The organism is Plantibacter sp. CFBP 8798 (genome assembly GCF_014841195.1).
GTDB lineage: Bacteria > Actinomycetota > Actinomycetes > Actinomycetales > Microbacteriaceae > Plantibacter > Plantibacter auratus.
Map to the genome: position 1 here is coordinate 485,735 of NZ_JACYTS010000001.1, position 22,082 is coordinate 507,816.

Consider the following 22,082-nt stretch of genomic DNA (forward strand, 5'->3'; position numbering starts at 1 on the left):
TCATCGTCGATCCAGACACTGCCTGTTGTTCTGTCGTGTCCGTCTCCAGGAGAGTAGCGGCATGGCCCGCCGCGCACCCTCCGAACTCATCGTCGATGTGCTGCTCGTCGGGGTCGCGGCGGTGTGGGGCGCCAGCTTCCTCGCGGCGAAGGACCTCGCCGCCGCCACCGGTGTGCCGGCGGCGGTCGCCCTGCGGTTCCTGGTGGCGGTGATCGCCATCGGGCTCATCTGCCTCGTGCGGCGGGAGCGGCTCCCTCGCCGACGGGGCCTGCTGATCGCGGCGGCACTCGGCTGCTCGCAGGCCGCGATCATCGGCCTCGAGACGTGGGGCGTGCACCTGACCTCGGCGACCAACGCCGGGCTGCTCATCAGTCTCGCGCTCGTCATGACGCCGGTGCTCGACGGTGTCGCGTCGCGGTCCTGGCTCCCGAGGTCCTACTTCGTCGCCGCGGTCGCAGCCGTGGTCGGTGTCGCGCTGCTCGTGTCGGACGGCGGTCTCCGCGCACCCACCGCGGGCGACGCGCTCGTGATCGCCGCCGCCGTCGTCCGTGCGGTGCACGTGACGTCGAGTGCGCACCTGACGCGAGGTCGAACCGACAGCACGCTCGGCGTGGTGTTCGTCCAGATGCTCGTGTGCGCCGGGGCGTTCAGCCTCATCGCCGGTGACGGTCTCGCTGCGGCTGTCACGCTGCTGGATCTGCGCGGCTGGCTGGACGTGCTGTTCCTCGGTCTGCTGTGTTCCGTGTTCGCATTCGTCGTCCAGCTGTGGGCGGTGCGGCGGACCTCGGCGTCGCGCGCGAGCATCCTCATGGGGACGGAACCCGTCTGGGCGCTCCTCGTCGGCGTGCTCATCGCGGGGGAGGTGATCGGCGCGCTGGGTGCGCTCGGTGCGGCGCTGATCATCGTGGCGAGCTATGTCGGCCAGGCGATCGAACGCCGCCACCGCGCGCGGACGACCGGCACGGCACCCACGGTGCAGCAGGAGCCGGCGCCTGTCTGACGGGGTCTACGGTGTGGTCGTCGCGCCCGTGAGCGGCGTTCCCAGCGGTGCTGCGTCCTCGATCCGGCACACGCGGACGTCGATCTCATGGATCGGCGTCCCCTCCGTCGACGTCGCGAGCACCTTGCCGATCGCATCGCCGACGAGACGGAGGGTCGCCGGGACCGGAGCCCCGTCGGTCACGCCGATGGTCACGCCGATCGTCAGCGCGCCGTCGGCTCCGCGACCGACGGCCACCTTCGTCGGCTTGTCGTCGTCACGCCCGACCGCGTCGGCGACGGTCCGCAGGACCGCACGGATCGGCGACCCGGACGCGTAGACCGTCGTGACCCCCGGTGTCGCGGCGACGACGGCGGTGAGCTGCTGCGAGAGTGCGGCATCGGTGTCCATCAGGAGTCCTCCGGCCGGGCGACGCGCTGCGTGTGGATGTCGATGATCGTGACGTCGACGGCGACCACGTTGAGCTCGGTGTGCGTGGCCAGTTCCGCGACGACGCGATCCCGGATGAGCTGCGACAGCCGTTCGAGGTTGTTGCCGAACGCGGCCGAGGCGGTGATCGCCACCGTGATGGGCGCGTCCAGGGTCGTCACATCGCCGTCGAGCCGGACCCGACCGACGATGACCCCGCCGACGCTGTCGCCCACCCCGCGGATCAGGGTGCGGACGGAGCCCTCCGTGATACGGAGGTGCACCTCGGGGTCCGGGTGCCTGAGTGGGATGTCCCGACCGGCGTGCGCCTCGAGTGAGATGTTCTGGAGGACCGCGTGCATCCAGGAGCGGTCCTGCTCGGAGTGCGTCGCCGCCTCCGACTTGAGCAGCGCCCAGGTCTGGGTGCGCAGCCGGAGCAGGGCGTCGAGGGCGAGTTGGCAACCGGGGGAGGCTTCGATGCCGGGGTCGAGGGGCTCACGGCCGCTGTCGAGGTAGTCGGAGAGCTCGTCGATGGTGTGCCCGTCGAGGTCGGCGCCGGCCAGGCCGTCGAGCATGGACTCGTGGTCGTCGTCGTTCATCGCCACACCTCCATCTCCCGCAGGACGGTCTGTCTGGCCCGCGCGAGCTGGCCGCGCACCGTCGACGTCGGGACCCCGAGCGACTCGGCGATCTCGACGTACGACAGCCCGCCCGTCTCCTTGAGCATCCAGCACTCGCGCTGCATGGCGGGCAGTCGGTCGAGGACCGATGCGAGGGCGCTCATCTGCATGCGCACCTCGACGACCCGTTCCGGGGACTGATGGGACGGGGCGGGGGCATTCCAATCCTCGATCTCGCTGTGTTCGCGGCGGCGTCTGATGCGGTCGATCGCCCGGTTCGAGACCATGCGCATCAGCCAGGACTTCACCGCGTTCGGGTCGTTCAGCCGGTCCAGCTGGCCCCACGCCTGGATGAGGACGTCCTGCACGACGTCCTCCGCCTCCGACTGGTTGCCCAGCACGCGGACGGCGTAGGCGCGCATGAGCGAACCGTGCCGGAAGACGAGGACCTCGAAGGCGGTGGCGTCTCCGTCGGCGGCGCGCTCGGCGAGGATGCCGTCCGGGAGCACCTCGAGCGAGCGCTTCACGGAGTGGTTAGAGGACGGCGAACGCGGTGAAGGCGACGGCGGTCGCGGACACGATCGCGGACGCGGCGACAGCGGCGACGTACGGAAACTGGAGCGTCTTCGCCGGGCCGTTCTCCACCGCCTCCTTGGCGCGGAGCAGGGAGACGAAGACCCCGAGATCCTTGCCGGTGCTCGAGGCGGCGACGAAGCGGCCGTCCCGGAACTCGACCATGCCGGCGTACTCGCCGTCGACCGAGGCGACCCAGAGGGTCGCGTCCGGCTCGGCCCAGGAGACCGTGGTCCCCGTGCCTCGCTCCAACACCGTGCTCATGACTGCTCCTTGCTCAACGTTCGTGTTGTTAGAGAATCTAGCTATTCATGCGTCTGCATGTACCCCACTTGACATCGCGATCCAGACTCCGCTAGACAATCTCGTTACGAGAACCACTACTGTTGGAATTCATGACCGCCCAAGCCGTTGACGCGCAGCACTACTGGTACGAACAGGACGAGCACGAGCGCGGCCGCCGCATGCTCGAGGCCATGCGTCTGTACCGTGCCGCCGAGGCCGCCATGCGTCGTCGGACCCGCGACGAGATGCACATGGGCGAGAACGACCTCCTCGCGCTGCGGTTCATGCTGCGCGCCAAGCAGGAGCACCGCCTCGTCAGCCCCACGGATCTCGGTGCCTACCTCGGCATCAAGACCTCATCGGTCACGGTCATGCTCGACCGCCTGGAGGCGGCGGGTCACGTCGTCCGTCGGCCGAGCGAGACCGACCGTCGCCGCGTCACCGTCTCGACCACCGACTTCGCCGACTCGGAGGTCCGCAAGACCCTGAGCCACATGCACCACCGCATGATGGAGGCGACCACCGGGATCGAACCGGAGATCGCGGCCGGCATCGTCGACTTCCTCGACCGCATGCGCGAGGCCGTCGACTCGATCGACCGCACCGAGCCCGAGGGGCAGCCGCAGCACTGAGCCGCGGCTCTGAGGCGTCGATGGGCCGGGAGGCCACTCGGTCTTCCCCACCTGGTCTGAGGGGAGACAGCGAGGCGGGCCGCACGGTCTGATCCGTGTGACCCGCCTCCGAATGTCTTCGACGATTTCGACCGCGCGCTGCGGGCCCTCCAGGCACCGCTCGAGCCGACTCTCAGAAGTCCCCGACCTTCGATGATCCGATGGTAATCGAGCACGTGTCGGACGACCGATGCTTGAACGGTCGGATCGCTTGTGCTACTCGGGATCGTGCTGGTGGCGGTGCCTCAGTTGTCGGCGGACAGCTCCGGGTAGTCGGTCTCCGGCATGAGCTCGAGCCCAGCGGGCGTGTAGGTGCGGTCGAGCATGGCCTGCAACCAGGTGCGGTTGAGTGCGACCGGGCGGGAGCCGGTGAACCGGAAGACGATGGGGACACCGGTCTCGATCCAGATCGCGTAGCGGCCCGAGCCGTGTGCGGGGTCGATCGTCCAGGAGAGGAGGAACGCCTCGCCCTTGCGGAGCTTGGAGACGACGACCATCTGCACATGGGCGAGGGTCCGATCCTCGAGTTCGAGTGCTTCGTTCCCGTACCGCAGCGCTCCCATGTTCCCCAGCCCCCTGTCGTCGTCTGCGCGGTCGATCACCGCGCCGACAATTCTGGCAGCTCCCGTCGATGCGGCGCGAATGCCAGGGGCGGGATTGCTGGTCAGTCGGCGTCGAGGACGGCGTCGAGCAGACCCGGGAACCGGGTGTCGAGGTCGTCACGCCGCAGGGTGAGCGTGCGGTGGCGACCGTTCGGCTCGTTCCGGATGACGCCGGCCTCGCGAAGCACCTTCATGAGGTGGGACTTCGTCGACTTCGGGATCGTGGGGTCGAGGGCGGTGCAGTTCGCGGCGTCCATCGGTCCGTCCCGGAGCTGCCGCACCATCTCGAGTCGGTCCGGATCGCTGAGCGCGAAGAGGACGGCCGGCAGCTCGATCGCCTCGCGGTCGGGGTGCGTGAGATCGGCTGGTGCGGGCATGGTTCGATAATAGTTGAACAATGAGCGGAAAGCGCGTATCGTCCAATCGTTCGACATTTTTGGAACCGAAGGATGCCCGCCCCGTGCAGACGACGACCCCGTCACCCCCGACCCGACCCGTGCCCACCACGGCTGACGGCGCGCCCGTGCTGCCGCGCCGTCGCTTCGGTTTCGTCCTCGCGGGGCTCGGCAGCACACTCATGCTCGCCGGTGCCAGCGCTCCGTCACCGTTCTACCCGGAGCTCCAGGAGCGGCTCGGCATCGGCCCGATCGGCGTCACCATCGCCTTCTCGGCCTACGCGCTCGCCCTGCTCGTCGCGCTCCTCACGATCGGCTCGGTCTCGGACCATCTCGGACGCCGCCCGGTGATCACCGCCGGGTTCATCGTGCTCGCCGCGAGCATGCTGCTCCTCTGGCACGTCGACTCAGGAGCGCTGCTGTACCTCGCCCGCGTGCTCCAAGGCCTCGCCAGCGGGGCACTGCTCTCGACCCTGTCGGCGACCATCATCGATCTGGCCCCGCCCGAGCGGCCACGAGCGGCGACCCTGCTGAACGCCATCGCCCCGATGGTCGGTCTCGCCTCCGGCACGATCCTCGCGGGCGTCCTGCTGCAGACGGTCGCCGACCCGTCGAGCTGGACGTTCCTACCGCTGGCGATCGCTTATCTGCTCATCGCGGCGTCCATCTGGATCGTGCCGGAGACCGCGGCCCGCACCCCCGGGTGGGCGCGCGCCATCCGTCCTCGCGCCGCCGTGCCGGTCGACGCTCGACGGCTCTTCGTCGTGAGCATCCCGATCGTGCTCGGTGGATGGGCGACCGGCGGGCTGTTCCTCTCCCTCGGGCCGAGCATCATGCACACGGAGCTCGGCGTGGACGGCCAGCTCGGAGGGGCACTCCTCATCGGGCTGCTGCCGGCCGCTGGGGCCGTCGCGGCCGCGGTGCTCCACCGTCGCCGACCCGTCGTCGCGGCCGTCTACGGGGCGTCCGCGCTGTCCGCCGGGACCGTGCTCCTGCTCGTCGCCCTGATCCTCGGGTCGCTCCCGGTCGCGGTGGTCGCCGTCGTGATCGCCGGAACCGGGTTCGGCACGGCGTTCATGGGCACGATCGCCTCGCTCGTCCCGCTCGCGCCGGCCGACGAACGCGCTGAGCTGTTCGCGGCGCTGTACATCGTCGCCTACCTGTCCTTCGGCGTGCCGGCCGTCATCGCCGGCCTGCTCGCCTCGGCCATCGGGCTCCACGCCACGGTGCTCGGTTACGGCACGGTCGTCGCGATCGCCGCGGGCACGGCCGCCGTGGTGCGCGCCCGGTCGGCGCGCTGACGGTTCGAGCCCGCTAACGACCTCAGCGCGCTGACGGCTCCTCGGCGAGGCGGTCGAGGAGGCTCGACGATCGGTACGGGATGACCTCGATCAGGGAGACCTTGGTGTTCGTCCGGACCACGCCAGGGGCAGCGAGGAGGACGCCCGCGATGCGGTGCAGGTCCTCCGTGTCGTGTGCCACGACCTTCGCGAAGAGGTCGGCGTCGCCGGTGGTCGCGTGCACCTCGACGATCTCCGGGATCGACTCGAGGGCCGCATAGGCCTCGGTCGCGAGGTCCTGACGGATGGAGATCTCGATGAAGGCGGTCAGCGGGTAGCCGAGCGCCGAGAGTCGGACCCGTCGGCTGGGGGCGGCCAGTGCGCCGCTTGTCTCGAGTCGGCGCAGACGGGCGTGGACGGTGTTCCTCGCGACGCCGAGGGTGCGCGCAAGGGCGAGCGCCGTCATGGACGGGTCGTCGTCGAGCGCAGTCAGGATGCGCGCGTCGAGGTGGTCGATGGTCGCAGGATGAGGCATGTTGCTCACTCTCTGGCTGGGAATCGAGCACGATGACCACTGCACTCTACTCGTGTTGCGCAAGAAGACGAGCTGACGCATCGTTGGCGGAATGAGCACCCAGCAGCCGAGCGCCGCGACGTCGAGCGCGCAGCAGGCTCCCTCCACACCTGCCCCGGCACCGTCTCCAGTCCGACACGGGGCGGTCGAGGACATCCTCGGGCTGCTCGTCGGCGTCACGGTCGTGTCGTTCGGCCTCTTCATCCTGAAAGCCGGTTCGGCGGTGACCGGCGGGACGGCCGGCCTGTCGCTCCTCGTCAGCTACCTCGCGCCCGTGCCGTTCCCGGTGCTGTTCATCGCGATCAACCTGCCGTTCTTCCTGCTCGCGATCCGCGGCAAGGGCTGGGTGTTCACGCTGCGGAGCGGCGGCGCGATCGTGCTCGTGTCCGTCCTGTCCGGGGCGCACCCGCTGTTCCTGCCGGTCGGGCACATCGACCCGTTCTACGCGGCCGTCGTCGGCAACGTGCTCTGCGGCGTCGGCATCCTCATCCTGTTCCGACACCGAGCCAGTCTCGGTGGGTTCAACATCGTCGCGCTGATCCTCCAGGACCGATTCGGCATCCGCGCGGGCTACGTGCTCATGGCCGTCGACACCGTGGTGGTGCTCGTGTCACTCGTCGCCGTGCCGCCGCTCAACGTGCTCGTCTCGGCGCTCGGTGCGGTCCTGCTGAACCTCATCCTCGCGCTCAACCACCGGCCGGGCCGCTACCTCGGCGTCTAGGGCAGGAGATCCGCCCGGCAGCAGGACGTGCTGCTCGACAACATCCTGCTACCGCGCTGATGTCCTGCTGTCGTGCGCCTACTGCTTGTAGGACGACAGGAAGTTCCCGAGCCGCTCGATCGCGTCCGTCAGCACGCGCTCCTCGGGCAGGGTCACGACCCGCAGGTGGTCGGGGTCCGGCCAGTTGAAGCCCGTGCCCTGGACGAGCAGGATGTGCTCCGCGACGAGCAGATCGTGGACGAGCTGCTCGTCGTCGTGGATCTCGTGGACCTCGGGGTCGAGACGCGGGAAGGCGTAGAGCGCCCCCATCGGCTTGGTGCACGAGACGCCGGGGATCGAGTTGAGGCCGGCCCAGGTGGCGTCGCGCTGCTCGAGCAGGCGACCACTGGGTGCGATGAGGGCGTCGATCGACTGCACGCCGGAGAGCGCCGCCTGCACCGCGTGCTGCGCGGGCACGTTCGGGCACAGGCGCGTGGACGCCAGGAGGGTGATGCCCTCGAGGAAGCCGCGCGCGTGGTCGCGGGGCCCCGTGATGACGAGCCAGCCGGACCGGTAGCCGGCGACGCGGTAGGTCTTCGACAGGCCGTTGAAGGTGAGGCAGAGGAGGTCTGGGGCGACGGTCGCCATCGGGATGTGGACCGCGTCGTCGTACAGGATGCGGTCGTAGATCTCGTCGGCGAGCAGCAGCAGCCCGTGCTCGCGTGCGACGCCGGCGATCTGCTCCAGCACCTCGCGGGAGTACACCGCGCCCGTGGGGTTGTTCGGGTTGATGACGACGATTGCCTTGGTGTTCGGCGTGATCTTGGAGCGGATGTCCTCGATGTCGGGCGCCCAGTCCGCCTCCTCATCGCAGCGGTAGTGCACCGGCGTGCCACCCGCGAGGCTCGTCATCGCGGTCCACAGCGGGTAGTCGGGCGCGGGGATGAGGACCTCGTCGCCGTCGTCGAGGAGGGCCTGCATCGTCATCGTGATGAGCTCGGAGACGCCGTTGCCGAGGAACACCCACTCCGGGTCGACCCGGGGGAACCCCTCCATCTCCTCGTAGCGGTAGGACACGGCCTGACGCGCGGAGAGGATGCCGCGGCTGTCGCTGTACCCGTGGGAGTGGGGGAGCGCGGCGATCATGTCGCGCACGATCTGGTGCGGTGCCTCGAAGTCGAAGATCGCGGGGTTGCCGGTGTTGAGCTTCAGGATGCGGTGCCCGTCGGCCTCGAGACGCACGGCCTCGACGAGGGCCTTCCCCCGGATCTCATAGAGGACGCTTTTCAGCTTGGAGGACTGGTCGAGGGTGCGGCGGGTGGTCATCCCCACAGGCTACTGCGGGGATGTGAGCGCACGACAATGCCGATTCAGGGATCGCGGCTCCCGCGGTCGGTCGGCTCCGGTGTCAGACGGCAAGGGCCTCGAGGCGGGCGAGGAGCACCGGACGAGGAGGCCGCGCCGTGCGGACGACGTCGAGCGCGGTCCGGCCGTCGGCGAGGACGACGGCCGGGTCGAGGCCGGGCGCGGCGAGGAGCACGTCGTAGAGCGGTTCGAGTCGGTTCTCGGGGAAGTTGCCCTGCCCGGCGAGTGCGGTCAGCGGGACGCCGTTCGCCGGTGAGGACGCGTTGACGTCGGCACCCGCGGTGATGAGTGCGCCGAGCACCCCGGCGTCCTGCTCGGCGTCCCGCGCGCCGGAGCGGTCGAGCGCGAGGTGGAGGACGCTGTCGCCCTCGGCGGTGCGCAGGGCGACGTCGGCACCGTCGGCCAGCAGCTGCGGGACGAACGTGGAGCGGACGGTGAGGTCGGGATTGCGCAGGACGGCGTGGAGCAGGCTGTCGCCGTTCTCGTCGACCGCGGACGCGAGGCCTGGGGTGTAGACGGCTCGGAGCTCGTCGAGGTTCTGCCATGTCGCCGTGCGGGTCACCGCCTCGGCGGCGGGGGCGAGTCCGGCCGCATCCAGATACACCGTCACCAGGTCGAACAGCTGCGGCCGCCGGAAGCGACTCGAGCGCGCGCGGTCGAGCACCGAGTGCCCGTGCGGGTCGGGCGCGAGGAGCTCGAGGCCCGGCTGGTCGAAGAACGCACGGTAGTAGGGTTCGAGCTCCGCTTCGGACAGCTTCGGGTGGTCGACCTCCTCCACCGGGCGGCGCTGGTGTCGTCCGGCAGGCCGGTTCACGTCGGCACCGGCGGCGATGAGGCGACGGACGAGCGGAGGGTCGACCTCGGGGTCCCGGGCGCGCTGCGCCAGCAGGACGTGCAGCAGCGTGTACCCCTCGTCGAGGACGACCGTCGCATCCGCCCCGTCGTCAAGGAGCCGCCCGGCGATGAACGCGCGCGTCGCCGGATCCTGGTTGGACATCGCCTCGGCCAACAGCGGCAGCCCGGTCGAATCGGTGTACGAGGGCCAGGTCTCGGGGTCGTAGGCCGCCTCGAAGTCCTCGATGCTCGCACGCTTCAACCAGTAGGGCCGGACCACCATCGTGACATCCTCCGATCGGGCGGCACCGGCGGAACGGGCCGCGCCCACCAGCCTAGGCGGACGCCCCGCGCGCTGTCCGGCTGGACGCCCGCTGTCAACGTCGGGGACACGATTCGTCCACGTTCAGGGTAGAGGAGTACCGTCAGACGCTGGCGGTCAAGACTGCCTGGTCAGAGGCACGGAGGAATCGTGACCGGAAACGCAACTACCCGATTCGACAATGTGGCCATGTTGTCGGTGGCGAGCACGCTGCCGTCCGCAGTGGTGACCTCGGTCGAGATCGAAGAGGGCCTCGCGGCCGCGATGAAACGCGCCCGCCTCCCGAAGGGCATCCTGCGACGCGTCGCCGGTGTGGTCGAGCGACGACACTGGGGACCCGGTGAGAACTCGGATGACGCCACCGTGTCGGCCGGACGCCGTGCGCTGGCCGAGGCCGGCATCTCGCCGTCGCAGATCGGCCTCATGATCAACACTTCGGTCACGAGACAGCACCTCGAGCCCTCCGTCGCCGTCCGCATCCACGACGGCCTCGGCTTGCCGAGCTCGGCCATCAACTTCGACATCGCCAACGCCTGCCTCGGGTTCGTCACCGGTATGACGATGGCGGCCGCGATGATCGAGTCCGGACAGATCGAGTACGCGCTCATCGTCAACGGTGAGGACGCGAGCGAGGTCCACGCCAACACGATCGAGCGCCTGAGCGGCAGCACCATCGACCGTGACGACTTCATGAGCGAGTTCGCCTCTCTCACGCTCGGCTCCGGAGCAGCCGCCGCCGTCATCGGGCCGGCCGATCGTCACCCCGAGGGACACCGCATCCTCGGCGGGGTCACCCGCGCGGCGACGGAGTTCAACCACCTCTGCGTCGGCAGCGTCGACGGCATGTTCACGGACGCCCGAGCACTCCTCAAGGGTGGGCTCGACCTCGTCGTCTCCGCGTGGAAGGAAGCCGCCGGCGACTCGTGGCGGTGGTCGAAGATGGACCGCTACATCACCCACCAGGTGTCGTCCATCCACACGGACTCCATGGTGAAGGCCGCGTCACTCGACCGCAGCCGGGTGCCGGTCACCTATCCCTACCTCGGCAACGTCGGACCGGCCTCCATCCCGATCACCCTCGCCGACCAACAGTCGACCCTGAACAAAGGCGACCGCGTCCTCCTCATGGGCGTCGGCTCGGGGTTGAACACCGGCCTCATGGAACTCGCGTGGTAGCGGGCACCGTCGCCGCGAACGTCGGTCTGCGGACCATGGGGGTGCGCGCCGCAGGTCTGCCCGGCCTGCCCGCCGCCTTCTCCCACCGCATCGACGTCCCCGGCCGCCTGGCCGACGACGGCACCACGCGCAACTGGCACTACCTCGACACCGCCTCCGCGCTCGCCGAAGCCGGCGTGACACCGGTCGGCACCGTGCTCGCCGTCCACGGGAACCCGACGTGGTCGTACCTGTGGCGCTCGCTCGTCACGCAGTCGGTCGAGCAGGCGTCCTCCGGTGGCGACGCCTGGCGCGTCGTCGCCGTCGACCAGCTCGAGATGGGCTGGTCGGAGCGCACCGAGACCACCCGCACCCTCGAACAGCGGATCGCCGACCTCGCCGCCTTCACCGAGGCGCTCGGCATCACCGGTCCCGTCGTCACGCTCGGCCACGACTGGGGTGGCGTCATCTCCCTCGGCTGGGCGACGGAGCACCCGGAGGAGCTCGTCGGCTCGATGCTCCTCAACACCGCCGTGCATCACCCGGAGGGCACGGCGATCCCCGCGCCGCTGCGTCTCGCCGGCGCTCGAGGCATGCTCGGTGCCGGATCGGTCCAGACCACGGCGTTCCTCGACACGACGCTCTCCCTCGCGTCACCGCCGCTCGACCGCGACGTCCGCGACGCCTACCGGAGCCCGTACGGGTCGCCGGCCCGCCGTCGGGGGATCGGTGCGTTCGTCGCCGACATCCCCGCGACGCCCGACCACGTCAGCTTCCCGCGCCTCGAGCGCCTCGCCGACGACGTCGCCCAGCTCCGTGTCCCGGCCGTCATGCTCTGGGGCCCCCGCGATCCGATCTTCAGCGACCGCTACCTCGACGACCTCGCCGACCGCCTTCCGCACGCCGAGGTCCACCGCTTCGAGGGTGCCGGCCACCTCGTCATCGACGACGCCCCCGTCGCCGAATCGCTGCTCACCTGGCTCGACGACAGCCTGCCGCAGGGCGCGCCTGTCGAAGCCACGCCGGTGGAGTCCGCCGCCGCGGCCGAGCAGCCCGACTTCGAACCGCTCTGGCGGCGACTGGACGAGCGGTGCACCGACGACAGCGATGCGATCGTCGAACAGCGCGGTTCGGGTGCGGCCCGTCGCGTCAGCTGGCGGCAACTCGACGACCGCGTGACCCGCCTGGCCGCCGGCCTGCACCGCATCGGTGTGCGACGGGGCGACCGCGTCTCGCTGCTCGTCACGCCTGGCGCCACGCTCACCGCCGTCATCTACGCCTGCCTGCGCATCGGTGCGGTCGTGGTCGTCGCCGACGCCGGTCTCGGCGTCAAGGGACTCCACCGAGCCGTGCGCGGTGCCTGGCCCGCCTACGTCATCGGTGAGACCAAGGGCCTCGCCGCAGCCCGGGCGCTCGGCTGGCCCGGCGTGAAGGTCTCAGCCGCCCGCCTCCCCGGCGCGACAGCAGCAGCGCTCGGCGTCTCGTACAGCCTCAAGGACCTGCTCGACACCCGCACGACGCCTGAGCTGCCCAGCGAACCCGGCCCGACCGACCTCGCGGCGATCCTGTACACCTCTGGATCGACCGGCCCGGCGAAGGGCGTGAAGTACACCCACGCCCAGCTGTCGTCGCTCCGCGACGTCCTGTCGGACCACTTCGCGATCACCGCCGATTCGGGACTCGTCACCGGCTTCGCTCCGTTCGCCCTCCTCGGTCCGGCGCTCGGTGCCCGCTCCTCCACGCCTGAGATGGACATCTCCTCGCCACGCACGCTGACGGCCCGCGCTGTGGCGGCGGCCGTGGCGGAGACGGATGCCGACATCGTGTTCCTCTCGCCGGCCGCCATCCTGAACGTGGTCGCGACGGCCGACGCGCTCGACAGCGCGGACCGTCAGGCGCTCCAGGGCGTCAGGACCGTGCTCTCGACGGGCGCGCCCGTCAGTCGCCAGCTCCTCACGGCACTCGTGGGCGTCCTGCCCAACGCGTCCGCGCACGCGGTGTACGGCATGACCGAGTGCCTGCTCGTCGCGGACATCACCCTCGACACGCTGCCCGACGAGGACACCGAGCACACGGGTGTGTGCGTCGGGACGCCCATCGGCGGCGTCGACGTGCGCATCAGCCCACTCGATGAGGCCGGACGCGCCACGGGTGCGCCGACGCAGGACGCGGATCGCCTCGGCGAGGTCATCATCTCGGCGGAGCACCTCAAATCGCAGTACGACCGGCTCTGGCTGACCGACCGGGCCGCTGTCCGCGACGTCGCCGATGACGGACGCTGGCACCGCACCGGCGATGTCGGGCATCTCGACGCCGACGGCCGCCTCTGGATCGAGGGCCGTCTGCCGCACGTGATCGCGACCCAGGACGGACCGATCGCTCCGGTCGGACCGGAGCAGGCGATCGAGACCGTGTCGCTCGTTCGCCGCGCCGCCGTCGTCGGCGTCGGCCCCGCGGGTCTCCGCCAGTGCGTCGCGATCGTCGAGACGACCACGGGTACGAAGCGGGTCCAGCTCGCTGAGGCGGAGCTCGCCGCGCAGGTGCGGGACGCTTCGACGCAGCCGCTCGTCGCGGTGTTCGTCGTACCCGAGCTGCCGACGGACATCCGCCACAACTCCAAGATCGACCGCACCCGCCTGTCGGTGTGGGCGGAAGGCATCCTGGCCGGTGAACGGCTGAGCACCCCGTGACGGTCCTCGTGACCGGCGCGAGCGGCATGCTCGGCCGCGAGGTCGCGTTGGAGCTGCTCCGCGCCGGCAACCACGTCCGCGTCCTGCAGCGCGGCCCGTCGGCGCTCACCGATGTCGAGGAAGTGCGCGGGTCGATCACCGACGCGGCGGTCGTCGAGACGGCCATGGACGGTGTCGACGCCGTCGTCCACCTGGCCGCGAAGGTCTCGTTGGCGGGTGACCCGGCGGAGTTCGAGCGCGTCAACGTCGCCGGGGCCGAGGTCGTCCTCGACGCCGCCGAGACCGCGGGCGTCTCACGATTCGTCCACATCTCCTCGCCGTCCGTCGCGCACGGTGGCTCGGCGCTCGTGGGTGTCGGTGCGGAACCGGCCGACCCGGACGCAGCACGCGGGGAGTACGCGCGGACGAAGGCGAAGGGTGAGCTCCTCGCCCTCGAACGTGACCGTCGCGGGTTCGCGGTCGTCGTCGTGCGGCCGCACCTCGTCTGGGGCCCGGGCGACCCGCAGCTCGTCGAGCGCATCGTCGACCGCGCACGCCGCGGCCGGTTGCCGTTGCTCGACGACGGAACCGCCCTCATCGACAGCACGTACGTCGCGAACGCGGCGTCGGCGATCGCGGCGGCACTCGAGCATGCGGAGACGGCACACGGTCGTGCGTTCGTGGTGACGAACGGGGAGCCGCGTCCGGTCGGCGAGCTGCTCGCGGGCATCTGCCGTGCTGCCGGTGTGAAGCCGCCCGCCTTCAGTGTCCCCGCCGGCGTCGCCCGGGCCGCAGGTGGGCTCGTCGAGCGCCTGTGGAGCATCCGCCCCGGCGCCGATGAGCCGCCGATGACGCGCTTCCTCGCGGAACAGCTGTCGACCGCCCACTGGTTCGACCAGCGTCAGACCCGCAGCGCGCTGCACTGGACCCCAGCGGTCTCGATCTACGAGGGACTCGAACGCCTGGCGGAGCACTACCGCGCCTGAGGTCTTCTCCTCCCGTTCATGCGCTCAGGGGGTAGCGTCGGTCAGCCCGTTGAGCGCTTGGCAGCAGCCAACACGTCCACGGCCAGGCGGTACACGTCTTCTCGGCTGTCCGTCAGACTCATCGATTCCTCGCCATAGATGTCGAAGGCGATGTCGACGAGGGTTTCCGCAGCGGTGATCCCCAGGTGTCTCACCAGCAAGACGAGGTCACTGAGATCCTGTTCCCGAGCGCTCGCGAGCTTCATCGCGACGAGCACCTTCGGATCTGCAAGAGCGACGACGAAGCCTTCGGAGTGTGCCCTGACGTCTCCTCGGCCGTCCGGGATGAACGGCTTTGCATTCGAGTTCAACCAGGTCGGCGAAAGCGAATAGCGCTCCGCCAGCCTCGCTGCTTCTTCTCGCACTTCAACGTCTGGCCAGAAGACCGCGTCGACATCGGTCGTCACACGTATGTCGTGATCGTCCGGGTACTGCAGAGCCAGTGCAGCCCCTCCGACCACGTACATTCGTCCGTTCACCTTCCGCTCGGTCAAAGCGCCTTCGAGCTCCCGCATCAACTGGCGGACGAAACCCGGATCCAACTGCGGCTCACGGTTCACGCGCGGCTCAGGCTCTGCTCGTCGATGAAGATGTTGAGGCGCCGCAAGTGCTCCGGCGAGCGGGTGCGCGCACGCTCCCGCAGGCTGTCGAACTGGGAGACGAACCATGGCTCGGGCAGCGGCGTCAGCTCGGGCCATCGTGCGGTGAGCGCATCAGGCAGTGCTCGGCCGTAATGGGCACGGAACAGGGTGTCCCATCCGGTATCCGGGAGTTGCTCTGGAGGTCTGGCGAACAGCGGATCAGTCGCAAGGTCGGGCTCGACTGCGACCTTCTGCGCCGCTTGCGTCAGCAGGCGGAGGGCGAACGTGCGATCTCCCTCGAGGAGTGCGTCGCTCATCGCCTGGGAGACTCCGGCGGGCGAGAACCGAGCGGCGGGTGATGACGACTCGACCGCGTTGATGACGATGTCCTTCCCAAGGGCGCGCAGTGCCCGCTCGAGCGATGCCAGCTTGATCGTCGCGTCCTCCTCGGACTTCAAGAGCTGCGAGATCGCCCCAGGCGTGACGTGCAGGCGCCGAGCCAGTTCGGCCCCGCTCGTCCCCGCCGCGCTCATCGTGTCCCGAATCAGCGTACTCATCGACTCCCCGATCATTAGCTATAGCTAAATGATACCCGAACATCGTGATCGAACACCGTCGCTGCGCATCTTCATCCCTGTCGGACGTCTGCCCTAGCGTCGAGCGCATGCGTTCGTTCCGGATCCAGGTGCCCGATGCCGACCTCGAGGACCTGCGACGGCGACTCGACACGGTTCGTCTCCCCGCCGCGATCGGTGACGCGGGCGAGGAGAGCGCCCTCTCGGTCGACCGGTTGCGGGCACTCGTCGACCACTGGCGGGACGGCTTCGACTGGCGGCGCATCGAACGGGAGCTGCAGGAGGTGCCGCAGTTCGAGGCGGAGGTCGACGGCCAGCGGCTGCATGTCGCGCGGCTACCGGCGCCGGACGGCGTCACGGTGACGGTCCCGGTGATCGCGTTCCACGGCTGGCCGCACTCCTTCGTCGAGATGCTGCCGCTGGCGAGGGAACTCGCAGGACGCACGGTCGACCTCGGCGACGGCCGGACACTCGGCTTCGAGGTCGTCGTCCCCTCGCTGCCCGGGTACGGGTTCTCGGCGCCTCTCGTGGACCGGCCGTTCACCGGCCCGGTGGTCGCCGAACTCATGCACGCACTCATGACCGAGGTGCTGGGGCGCGCGAGCTACCTCACCTACGGCGAGGACGTGGGGTCGACGACGAGCGACTGGCTCGCGGCCCTGTATCCCGAATCGGTCATCGGCCAGTTCGCGACGCACGCCGCCTTCCCATCTGCGTCCCGAGCGCGCGACCTCACCGCCGAGGAGCAGGACTGGCTCGATCGACACGACCAGGAGTGGGCTCGCGGTCTCGCCTATGCCCGGGTGCAGGCCACCAGGCCCGAGATCCTCGCGACGGCCCTCAACGACTCGCCGGTGGGCCTCGCCGCGTGGATCGCGGAGAAGCTCCTCGCGTGGGCGGGCGAGGGGGACTGGTGGACCGACGATGAGCTGCTGACCACGGTCTCGCTGTACTGGTTCACGCAGAGCGTCGGGTCATCGTTCCGGCCGTATCGCGATCACCCGAAGCGGCCTGAACTCCCACTGATCGAGGTGCCCGTGGCCGTCGCCGTGCAGACGGGCGAACGCGGACTCCCGCGCTCCTACGCGGCGCGGACGTACACCGACATCCGGAGCTGGGAGGAGCTGGACCGCGGCGCGCACTTCACGGCCTGGCAGGTGCCGGTCACGATTGCGGACCGGATCCAGGCGTTCGTGGAGACCCTTCCCATCACCGACTGACGGGTGCCTCAGCGTTCGTCGTCGCGAAGTGATCGGATCATGCTGCGCAGGAGGGCGAGTGCCTCCCGCTGCTGATCGGCGTTCAGGCCGCTCAGCATCCGGACCTCGACCGACCGCACGGCAGCGGTCGCCTGCGCGAGGTGCTCACGACCGAGCGGCGTGAGCCGGGTCGGCAGCGCCTTGCCGACGGGCGCCTGTTCGGGGCGGCTGACGAAGCCGTCGCGCTCGAGGGCCTGCAGGAGCACGTTCATCGACTGTCGGGTGACGAAGGCACCGCGGGCAAGGTCGGAGTTCGACAGTCCAGGTCGCTGGGCGAGGAGTTCGAGGCAGGAGTAGTGCGTGATCGTCATGCCGAGTGGCCGCAGCACCGCCTCCATGGCTGAGCGGAGTGCGCTCGACGCCTCCTTCAGGAGGTACCCGAGCGAGGTGTCCAGTTCGATCCCGCGTTGACTCATGTCAGTATTCTGACATAGACTGAGTGTGTCAGATAACTGACACAAGAGAAATGGACGCACATCATGCCCGTCACCGGACCCGACTTCATCTCCCTCCAGGTCACCGACCTCGACGCCTCGCAGGCCTTCTACGAGCAGTACCTCGGCCTCGTCCGCTCGCAGGCCGGCCCGCCGCATGCGGTCGTCTTCGAGACGACGCCGACCGCCTTCGCCCTGCGCGACATCGTCCCCGGAACCGATCTCGCCTCCGCGCCCCAGCCTGGGATCGGCGCGGCGATCTGGCTGCACGCCACGGACGTCCAGGAGATCCACGACACCCTCGTCGCCGACGGCCACGCGATCGTCTCGGCGCCGATCGACGGCCCGTTCGGTCGCACCTTCACCTTCGCCGACCCCGACGGCTACCAGCTGACGCTCCACGACCGCGCCTGAGCTGTTCAGTGCCCGACGCGTCAGAATGGACGGATGCGACGATCGAGAGTGCACGTGATGGGCGCCAGTGGTAGTGGCGTGACGACGCTCGGGCGGGCGCTCGCCGATCACTGGTCCGTCCCGCACGCCGACGCCGACGACTACTTCTGGGTGCCGACGGACCCGCCTTACGTCACCAAGCGTTCTGACGCGGAGCGGGTGCGGCTCATGCGCGAGCTGTTCGTGCCGCGCGAGGCGTGGGTCCTGTCGGGTTCGATGCCCGGCTGGGGCGACGAGATCGTCGCCGAGTGCGACGCGATCGTCTTCGTGACCCTCGATCCGGCGGAGCGGCTGCGGCGTCTGGAGGCCCGAGAGATCGAGCGGCGGGCAGGCGAACCGCACGACGACCGCGCGTGGCGGGAGTTCCGTGAGTGGGCGAGCGGCTACGACGACCCTGCGTTCGACGGCCGGAGTCGGGCGTCGCACGAGGCCTGGCTCGCGACCCTGCCGCAGCCGGTCCTCCAGGTGGACAGTGGGCTGTCGCGAGCTGAGCTCCTCGAGGTCGTCCTGGCCTGGGAACCGCGCTGACGGGTGTCGGTGTCAGAGCGCTGTCAACGGGGTGCCGGCCGCCGGATCGAGGCGCATACTGGAACGGTCAGACTTATCTGACACACGTCGCTTAGTGAGCGACTGCGGCGTGCGGTTCCGACGCTCGAGGAGGATGTCTCACCATGAAGGCACTGCGGTACACGAAGATCGGCTCGGCCCCCGAGGTCGTCGAGATCGAGAAGCCGACACCGGGGTCGGGTGAGATCCTGCTGAAGGTCACCGCTGCCGGTGTCTGCCACTCGGACGACTACGTCATGAGCCTGCCGGAGCAGGACTACCTGGAGCAGCAGTACCCGCTGCCGCTCACGCTCGGTCACGAGGGTGCCGGCATCATCGAGTCGTTCGGTGAGGGTGTCGAGACCGGCCTGCAGATCGGTGACGCGGTCGCCGTCTACGGACCGTGGGGCTGTGGTCACTGCCTCAACTGCTCCCAGGGCAAGGAGAACTACTGCACGAACGCCGCCGCCGAGGGCATCCGTCCTCCTGGGCTCGGCGCGCAGGGTTCCATGGCCGAGTACATGATCGTCGACGACGTCCGCCACCTCGTGCCGATCGGCGACCTCGACCCCGTGAAGAACGTGTCCCTCACCGATGCCGGCCTCACGCCGTACCACGCGATCAAGCGCAGCCTGCCGAAGCTCGGTGCCGGCACCTTCGCCGTCGTCATCGGATCCGGTGGTCTCGGTCACGTCGGCATCCAGATGCTTAAGGCGCTCTCCGGAGCGACGGTCATCGTCCTCGATGTGAGCGACGAGAAGCTCGAGCTGGCGAAGCACGTCGGCGCCGACGTCACGCTCATCAGCGACGAGTCGGCCGCGGGCAAGATCCGCGAGCTGACCGGCGGGGTCGGGGTCGACGCGGTGTTCGACTTCGTCGGCGCCAACCCGACGATCGCCACGGCCACCGCGGTCGCCGCCATGGAGGCCGACGTGACGATCGTCGGCATCGGCGGCGGATCGGCGACCATCGGCTTCGGATCGATCGCCTACGACGCCGCCGTCCGGGTGCCGTACTGGGGTTCGCGGAGCGAGCTCATCGAGGTCTTCGAGCTCGCGAAGGCGGGCAAGGTCGACGTCGAGGTGCAGCCGTACTCGCTCGACGACGCCCCGAAGGCCTACGAGGACCTGCACGCGGGCACGATCCGCGGGCGTGCGGTCATCGTTCCGTAACCACGACTCCCGGAACCGGCGTCCGTCGCACTCGCGGCGGGCGCCGGTTCCGTGTTTTCGGTGCACCTGGGCGCAGGGTTCACACCCCGGAAACACTTTCGACACTGCATCGAAACTCCACCCACGCATACTTTCAATACAGTATCGAAATGAGTCGCGGCGAGGGCAGCGACGTAACCGGAGGAGCATCCCATGACCGTCGTCGAGACCGTTACCACCGTGGAGTCCGTCCGCGCCCGCCTGCAGGAGGCCGGCGTCAAGTACGCGATGGCGAGCTTCGTGGACATGCACGGCAGCATCAAGACCAAGTTCGTCCCGCTGTCGCACCTCGAGCGCATGGCCGGGGGATCAGAGCTCTTCACGGGGGCTGCGCTCGACGGCCTCCCGCAGGCGATCAGCGACGAGGAGCTCTCCGCTCGCCCCGACATCGACAGCGCCGTGCAGTTGCCGTGGCGGAAGGACGTCGCCTTCTTCGCGAGCGACCTCTACACGAAGGGCGAGCCGTTCGAGGCGGCCTCCCGCAACATCCTCAAGCGCCAGCTCGATGCGGCGGCCGAGATGGGCTTCACCTTCAACCTCGGGATCGAGACCGAGTTCTTCGTCCTGAAGGACACCCCGGAGGGTGTGACCGAGGTCAGCGACCGCGACGACCTTGCGAAGCCCTGCTACGCGGCGACCGCGGCGCTCGACAACCTGGACTGGCTCACCGAGCTGGTCGAGGCGATGACGGAGATGGGCTGGGGCGTGTACTCCTTCGACCACGAGGATGCCCCGGGGCAGTTCGAGATCGACTTCAACTACTCCGACGCGCTCACCATGGCCGACCGCGCCGTGTTCTTCCGCCTCATGGCGAACGAGATCGTCCGCAAGCACGGCTACTTCGCCACCTTCATGCCGAAGCCCTTCGCCGACCGCAGTGGTTCCGGTGCGCACTTCAACATGTCGCTCGCCGACATCGAGACCGGCGAGAACCTCTTCGAGACGGACGACGACCCACGTGGTTGCGGCATCTCGGAGCTCGGCTACAAGTTCATCGCCGGTGTCCTCAAGCACGCGCCGGCGCTCTCTGCGGTCATCGCGCCGACGGTCAACAGCTACAAGCGCCTCGTGCGTCAGGGCAGCATGTCGGGCTCCACCTGGGCTCCGGTGTTCGTGAGCTACGGCAACAACAACCGGACGAACATGCTCCGCGTGCCGCTCCAGGGCGGGCGCGTGGAGTGCCGGGCGGCCGACATCAGCTGCAACCCGTATCTCGGGGCGGCGCTCATCCTGGCCGCGGGCCTCGAGGGTATCCGTGAGGACCTCGACCCGGGAGCGCCGCACACCGAGAACATGTACGACTACACCGAGGCGGAGGTGGCGCAGCTCGGCATCGGCATGCTGCCCCGCAGCCTCGGTGAAGCGGTCGACGAGTTCGCCACCGACTCCCTGTCGCGGTCGGTATTCGGTGAGGCGATGTACGACGCGTTCATCGACTACAAGCGCCAGGAGTGGAACGAGTACCAGGCGCACGTGTCGGACTGGGAGACCGCCCGCTACCTGAAGTTCTTCTGATCCCGATGCACCAGGTCTTCGACCTCGGGAGGTTCGCGCTGGAGTCCGGCGCGGACCTCCCGGAGGCGCGGCTCGCGTACACGACGCAGGGCGCGCTGAACGCCGACGGCGACAACGCCGTCCTGCTCCCGAGCTACTACACCGGGACGCACGCGAGCTACGAGCCGTGGATCGGGCCGGGCCGGGCGCTCGACCCGGAACGTTGGTTCATCGTCTCGGTCAACCTGTTCGGCAACGGCGTCTCGACCTCGCCGTCGAACGCGGCTGAGGAGGTGCGCGCGGTGCGCGGTGCCGCATTCCCCGAGGTCTCGATCGGAGACAACGTGCGTGCGCAGCGGCAGCTCGCCGAACACCTCGGGGTCCGTCGCTGGCGGTTGGTCGCCGGTTGGTCGATGGGTGCGTTGCAGGCGTACGAGTGGGCGGTGCGGCATCCGGAGTTCGTCGATGCATTCCTCCCCGTCGCCGGTGCCGCGCGGTGTTCGCCGCACAACGCGGTCTTCCTGGCGGGGGTCGAGGCGGCGCTCCGGGCGGATCCGGCCTTCGACGGCGGCCGCTACACGACACCGCCGCGGGCCGGACTCCGCGCATTCGGGACGGTGTATGCCGGGTGGGCCTACTCGCAGGCGTTCTTCCGCGACGGCACCTACCGTGAGCTCGGGTACGCCGACGTCGCAGACCTCCTCGAGGACTGGGCGGCCGACCACGAGCGGTGGGACGCGAACGACCTGCTCGCGATGCTGCGCACCTGGCAGCGGGCGGATCCCGGGCGAGGGGTCAAGGGTGGCTTGGCCGCGGCGCTCGGCGGAGTGCGCGCGCGGAGCCTCGTCATGCCGTCGTCGACCGACCTCTACTTCACCGTCGAGGACAACGTCCTGGAGTCGGCGATGATGCCTCGGAGCGAGGTGCGGGTGATCGAGTCCGACCTCGGCCATGTGGCGGGGCGGCCTGGCGTGCGTGCCGCCGAGACGGCCGTGATCGAGGCCGCGCTGCGCGAGCTGCTGGGCGAGAGGTGAGCTGCTGTGCCCGCCCG

25 protein-coding genes are annotated in these 22,082 nt (G+C 69.5%); 13 read left to right on the forward strand and 12 right to left on the reverse strand.

What is annotated here, in order from left to right:
• The first annotated feature begins 61 nt into the window (after nt 1-61).
• A complete protein-coding gene (locus IFU30_RS02245) occupies nt 62-1,000 on the forward strand; it encodes a DMT family transporter (protein ID WP_192004156.1) in 939 nt (312 codons plus the stop codon).
• Nucleotides 1,001-1,006: 6 nt separating this feature from the next.
• Here the strand turns inward: IFU30_RS02245 and IFU30_RS02250 are convergent, their stop codons facing one another.
• The 4 genes from IFU30_RS02250 to IFU30_RS02265 are packed head-to-tail and all read right to left on the reverse strand — an operon-like array spanning nt 1,007 to nt 2,865.
• On the reverse strand, nt 1,007-1,390 hold the full coding sequence (locus IFU30_RS02250) for a hypothetical protein (RefSeq protein WP_192004157.1): 384 nt from the start codon (nt 1,388-1,390) through the stop codon (nt 1,007-1,009).
• Entirely contained in the window at nt 1,390-2,007 is a 618-nt protein-coding gene (locus tag IFU30_RS02255) for a hypothetical protein (protein WP_240773496.1), read from the reverse strand. The genes IFU30_RS02250 and IFU30_RS02255 overlap by 1 nt, the downstream gene beginning before the upstream one ends.
• Nucleotides 2,004-2,555 (reverse strand): RNA polymerase sigma factor, encoded by a 552-nt coding sequence (locus IFU30_RS02260; protein WP_079704557.1) that lies wholly within the window; start codon nt 2,553-2,555, stop codon nt 2,004-2,006. Before IFU30_RS02260 ends, IFU30_RS02255 begins: the two co-directional genes overlap by 4 nt.
• A gap of 7 nt (nt 2,556-2,562) precedes the next feature.
• On the reverse strand, nt 2,563-2,865 hold the full coding sequence (locus IFU30_RS02265) for a hypothetical protein (protein WP_079704558.1): 303 nt from the start codon (nt 2,863-2,865) through the stop codon (nt 2,563-2,565).
• A gap of 131 nt (nt 2,866-2,996) precedes the next feature.
• Here IFU30_RS02265 and IFU30_RS02270 point away from each other — a divergent pair, with 131 nt between their 5' ends.
• A complete protein-coding gene (locus IFU30_RS02270) occupies nt 2,997-3,518 on the forward strand; it encodes a MarR family winged helix-turn-helix transcriptional regulator (RefSeq protein ID WP_079704559.1) in 522 nt (173 codons plus the stop codon).
• Between the two features lie 284 nt (nt 3,519-3,802).
• Here IFU30_RS02270 and IFU30_RS02275 read toward each other — a convergent pair whose 3' ends face one another.
• Both IFU30_RS02275 and IFU30_RS02280 read right to left on the reverse strand, forming a co-directional pair.
• Nucleotides 3,803-4,159 carry a DUF7882 family protein gene (locus tag IFU30_RS02275; protein WP_192004158.1) on the reverse strand — a complete coding sequence of 119 codons (357 nt, stop codon included), beginning with the start codon at nt 4,157-4,159 and terminating at the stop codon, nt 3,803-3,805.
• Between the two features lie 62 nt (nt 4,160-4,221).
• Nucleotides 4,222-4,536, reverse strand: coding sequence for an ArsR/SmtB family transcription factor (locus IFU30_RS02280; protein ID WP_064295809.1), 315 nt, complete (start codon nt 4,534-4,536; stop codon nt 4,222-4,224).
• Nucleotides 4,537-4,619: 83 nt separating this feature from the next.
• Here IFU30_RS02280 and IFU30_RS02285 point away from each other — a divergent pair, with 83 nt between their 5' ends.
• Entirely contained in the window at nt 4,620-5,855 is a 1,236-nt protein-coding gene (locus IFU30_RS02285; RefSeq protein ID WP_197977361.1) for an MFS transporter, read from the forward strand.
• A gap of 22 nt (nt 5,856-5,877) precedes the next feature.
• Here IFU30_RS02285 and IFU30_RS02290 read toward each other — a convergent pair whose 3' ends face one another.
• Nucleotides 5,878-6,369, reverse strand: coding sequence for an Lrp/AsnC family transcriptional regulator (locus IFU30_RS02290; RefSeq protein WP_192004160.1), 492 nt, complete (start codon nt 6,367-6,369; stop codon nt 5,878-5,880).
• 91 nt (nt 6,370-6,460) lie between these two features.
• Here IFU30_RS02290 and IFU30_RS02295 point away from each other — a divergent pair, with 91 nt between their 5' ends.
• The gene (locus IFU30_RS02295; RefSeq protein WP_192004161.1) at nt 6,461-7,129 is read left to right on the forward strand and encodes a YitT family protein; all 669 of its coding nucleotides are present in this window, start codon (nt 6,461-6,463) and stop codon (nt 7,127-7,129) included.
• A gap of 78 nt (nt 7,130-7,207) precedes the next feature.
• Here IFU30_RS02295 and IFU30_RS02300 read toward each other — a convergent pair whose 3' ends face one another.
• Entirely contained in the window at nt 7,208-8,434 is a 1,227-nt protein-coding gene (locus IFU30_RS02300) for a pyridoxal phosphate-dependent aminotransferase (protein WP_056009747.1), read from the reverse strand.
• Between the two features lie 82 nt (nt 8,435-8,516).
• Nucleotides 8,517-9,590 (reverse strand): hypothetical protein, encoded by a 1,074-nt coding sequence (locus tag IFU30_RS02305; protein WP_192004162.1) that lies wholly within the window; start codon nt 9,588-9,590, stop codon nt 8,517-8,519.
• A 228-nt stretch (nt 9,591-9,818) separates the two neighbouring features.
• Here IFU30_RS02305 and IFU30_RS02310 point away from each other — a divergent pair, with 228 nt between their 5' ends.
• From IFU30_RS02310 to IFU30_RS02320, 3 genes are read left to right on the forward strand one after another with little or no spacing between them, the layout of a single operon-like run.
• Nucleotides 9,819-10,805, forward strand: coding sequence for a 3-oxoacyl-ACP synthase III (locus IFU30_RS02310; protein WP_194718740.1), 987 nt, complete (start codon nt 9,819-9,821; stop codon nt 10,803-10,805).
• Nucleotides 10,799-13,474: an alpha/beta fold hydrolase gene (locus tag IFU30_RS02315; RefSeq protein WP_342450790.1), complete on the forward strand. Its 2,676-nt coding sequence runs from the start codon at nt 10,799-10,801 to the stop codon at nt 13,472-13,474. The genes IFU30_RS02310 and IFU30_RS02315 overlap by 7 nt, the downstream gene beginning before the upstream one ends.
• Nucleotides 13,471-14,439, forward strand: coding sequence for an NAD-dependent epimerase/dehydratase family protein (locus IFU30_RS02320; RefSeq protein ID WP_192004163.1), 969 nt, complete (start codon nt 13,471-13,473; stop codon nt 14,437-14,439). Before IFU30_RS02315 ends, IFU30_RS02320 begins: the two co-directional genes overlap by 4 nt.
• A 41-nt stretch (nt 14,440-14,480) precedes the next feature.
• Here the strand turns inward: IFU30_RS02320 and IFU30_RS02325 are convergent, their stop codons facing one another.
• Nucleotides 14,481-15,038: a hypothetical protein gene (locus tag IFU30_RS02325; RefSeq protein ID WP_079704568.1), complete on the reverse strand. Its 558-nt coding sequence runs from the start codon at nt 15,036-15,038 to the stop codon at nt 14,481-14,483.
• Complete coding sequence (locus tag IFU30_RS02330; RefSeq protein WP_124768119.1) at nt 15,035-15,616, reverse strand: helix-turn-helix domain-containing protein; 582 nt, start codon at nt 15,614-15,616, stop codon at nt 15,035-15,037. Before IFU30_RS02330 ends, IFU30_RS02325 begins: the two co-directional genes overlap by 4 nt.
• Before the next feature lie 107 nt (nt 15,617-15,723).
• Between IFU30_RS02330 and IFU30_RS02335 the strand changes: the two genes are divergently transcribed.
• Nucleotides 15,724-16,854, forward strand: a complete 1,131-nt coding sequence (locus IFU30_RS02335) for an epoxide hydrolase (protein ID WP_192004164.1) — start codon at nt 15,724-15,726, stop codon at nt 16,852-16,854.
• Between the two features lie 8 nt (nt 16,855-16,862).
• Here IFU30_RS02335 and IFU30_RS02340 read toward each other — a convergent pair whose 3' ends face one another.
• Entirely contained in the window at nt 16,863-17,309 is a 447-nt protein-coding gene (locus IFU30_RS02340) for a MarR family winged helix-turn-helix transcriptional regulator (RefSeq protein ID WP_192004165.1), read from the reverse strand.
• Nucleotides 17,310-17,372: 63 nt separating this feature from the next.
• On the opposite strand from IFU30_RS02340, the gene IFU30_RS02345 reads away from it, so the two are divergent.
• From IFU30_RS02345 to IFU30_RS02365, 5 genes are all read left to right on the forward strand, one after another.
• Nucleotides 17,373-17,741: a VOC family protein gene (locus IFU30_RS02345; protein ID WP_192004166.1), complete on the forward strand. Its 369-nt coding sequence runs from the start codon at nt 17,373-17,375 to the stop codon at nt 17,739-17,741.
• A 33-nt stretch (nt 17,742-17,774) separates the two neighbouring features.
• Nucleotides 17,775-18,308 carry a hypothetical protein gene (locus IFU30_RS02350; protein ID WP_192004167.1) on the forward strand — a complete coding sequence of 178 codons (534 nt, stop codon included), beginning with the start codon at nt 17,775-17,777 and terminating at the stop codon, nt 18,306-18,308.
• 143 nt (nt 18,309-18,451) lie between these two features.
• The gene (locus IFU30_RS02355; RefSeq protein ID WP_192004168.1) at nt 18,452-19,498 is read left to right on the forward strand and encodes an NAD(P)-dependent alcohol dehydrogenase; all 1,047 of its coding nucleotides are present in this window, start codon (nt 18,452-18,454) and stop codon (nt 19,496-19,498) included.
• Nucleotides 19,499-19,690: 192 nt separating this feature from the next.
• Complete coding sequence (gene glnT / locus IFU30_RS02360) at nt 19,691-21,052, forward strand: type III glutamate--ammonia ligase (RefSeq protein WP_192004169.1); 1,362 nt, start codon at nt 19,691-19,693, stop codon at nt 21,050-21,052.
• Nucleotides 21,053-21,057: 5 nt separating this feature from the next.
• Complete coding sequence (locus tag IFU30_RS02365) at nt 21,058-22,065, forward strand: alpha/beta fold hydrolase (protein ID WP_197977362.1); 1,008 nt, start codon at nt 21,058-21,060, stop codon at nt 22,063-22,065.
• The last annotated feature ends 17 nt before the right edge of the window (nt 22,066-22,082 follow it).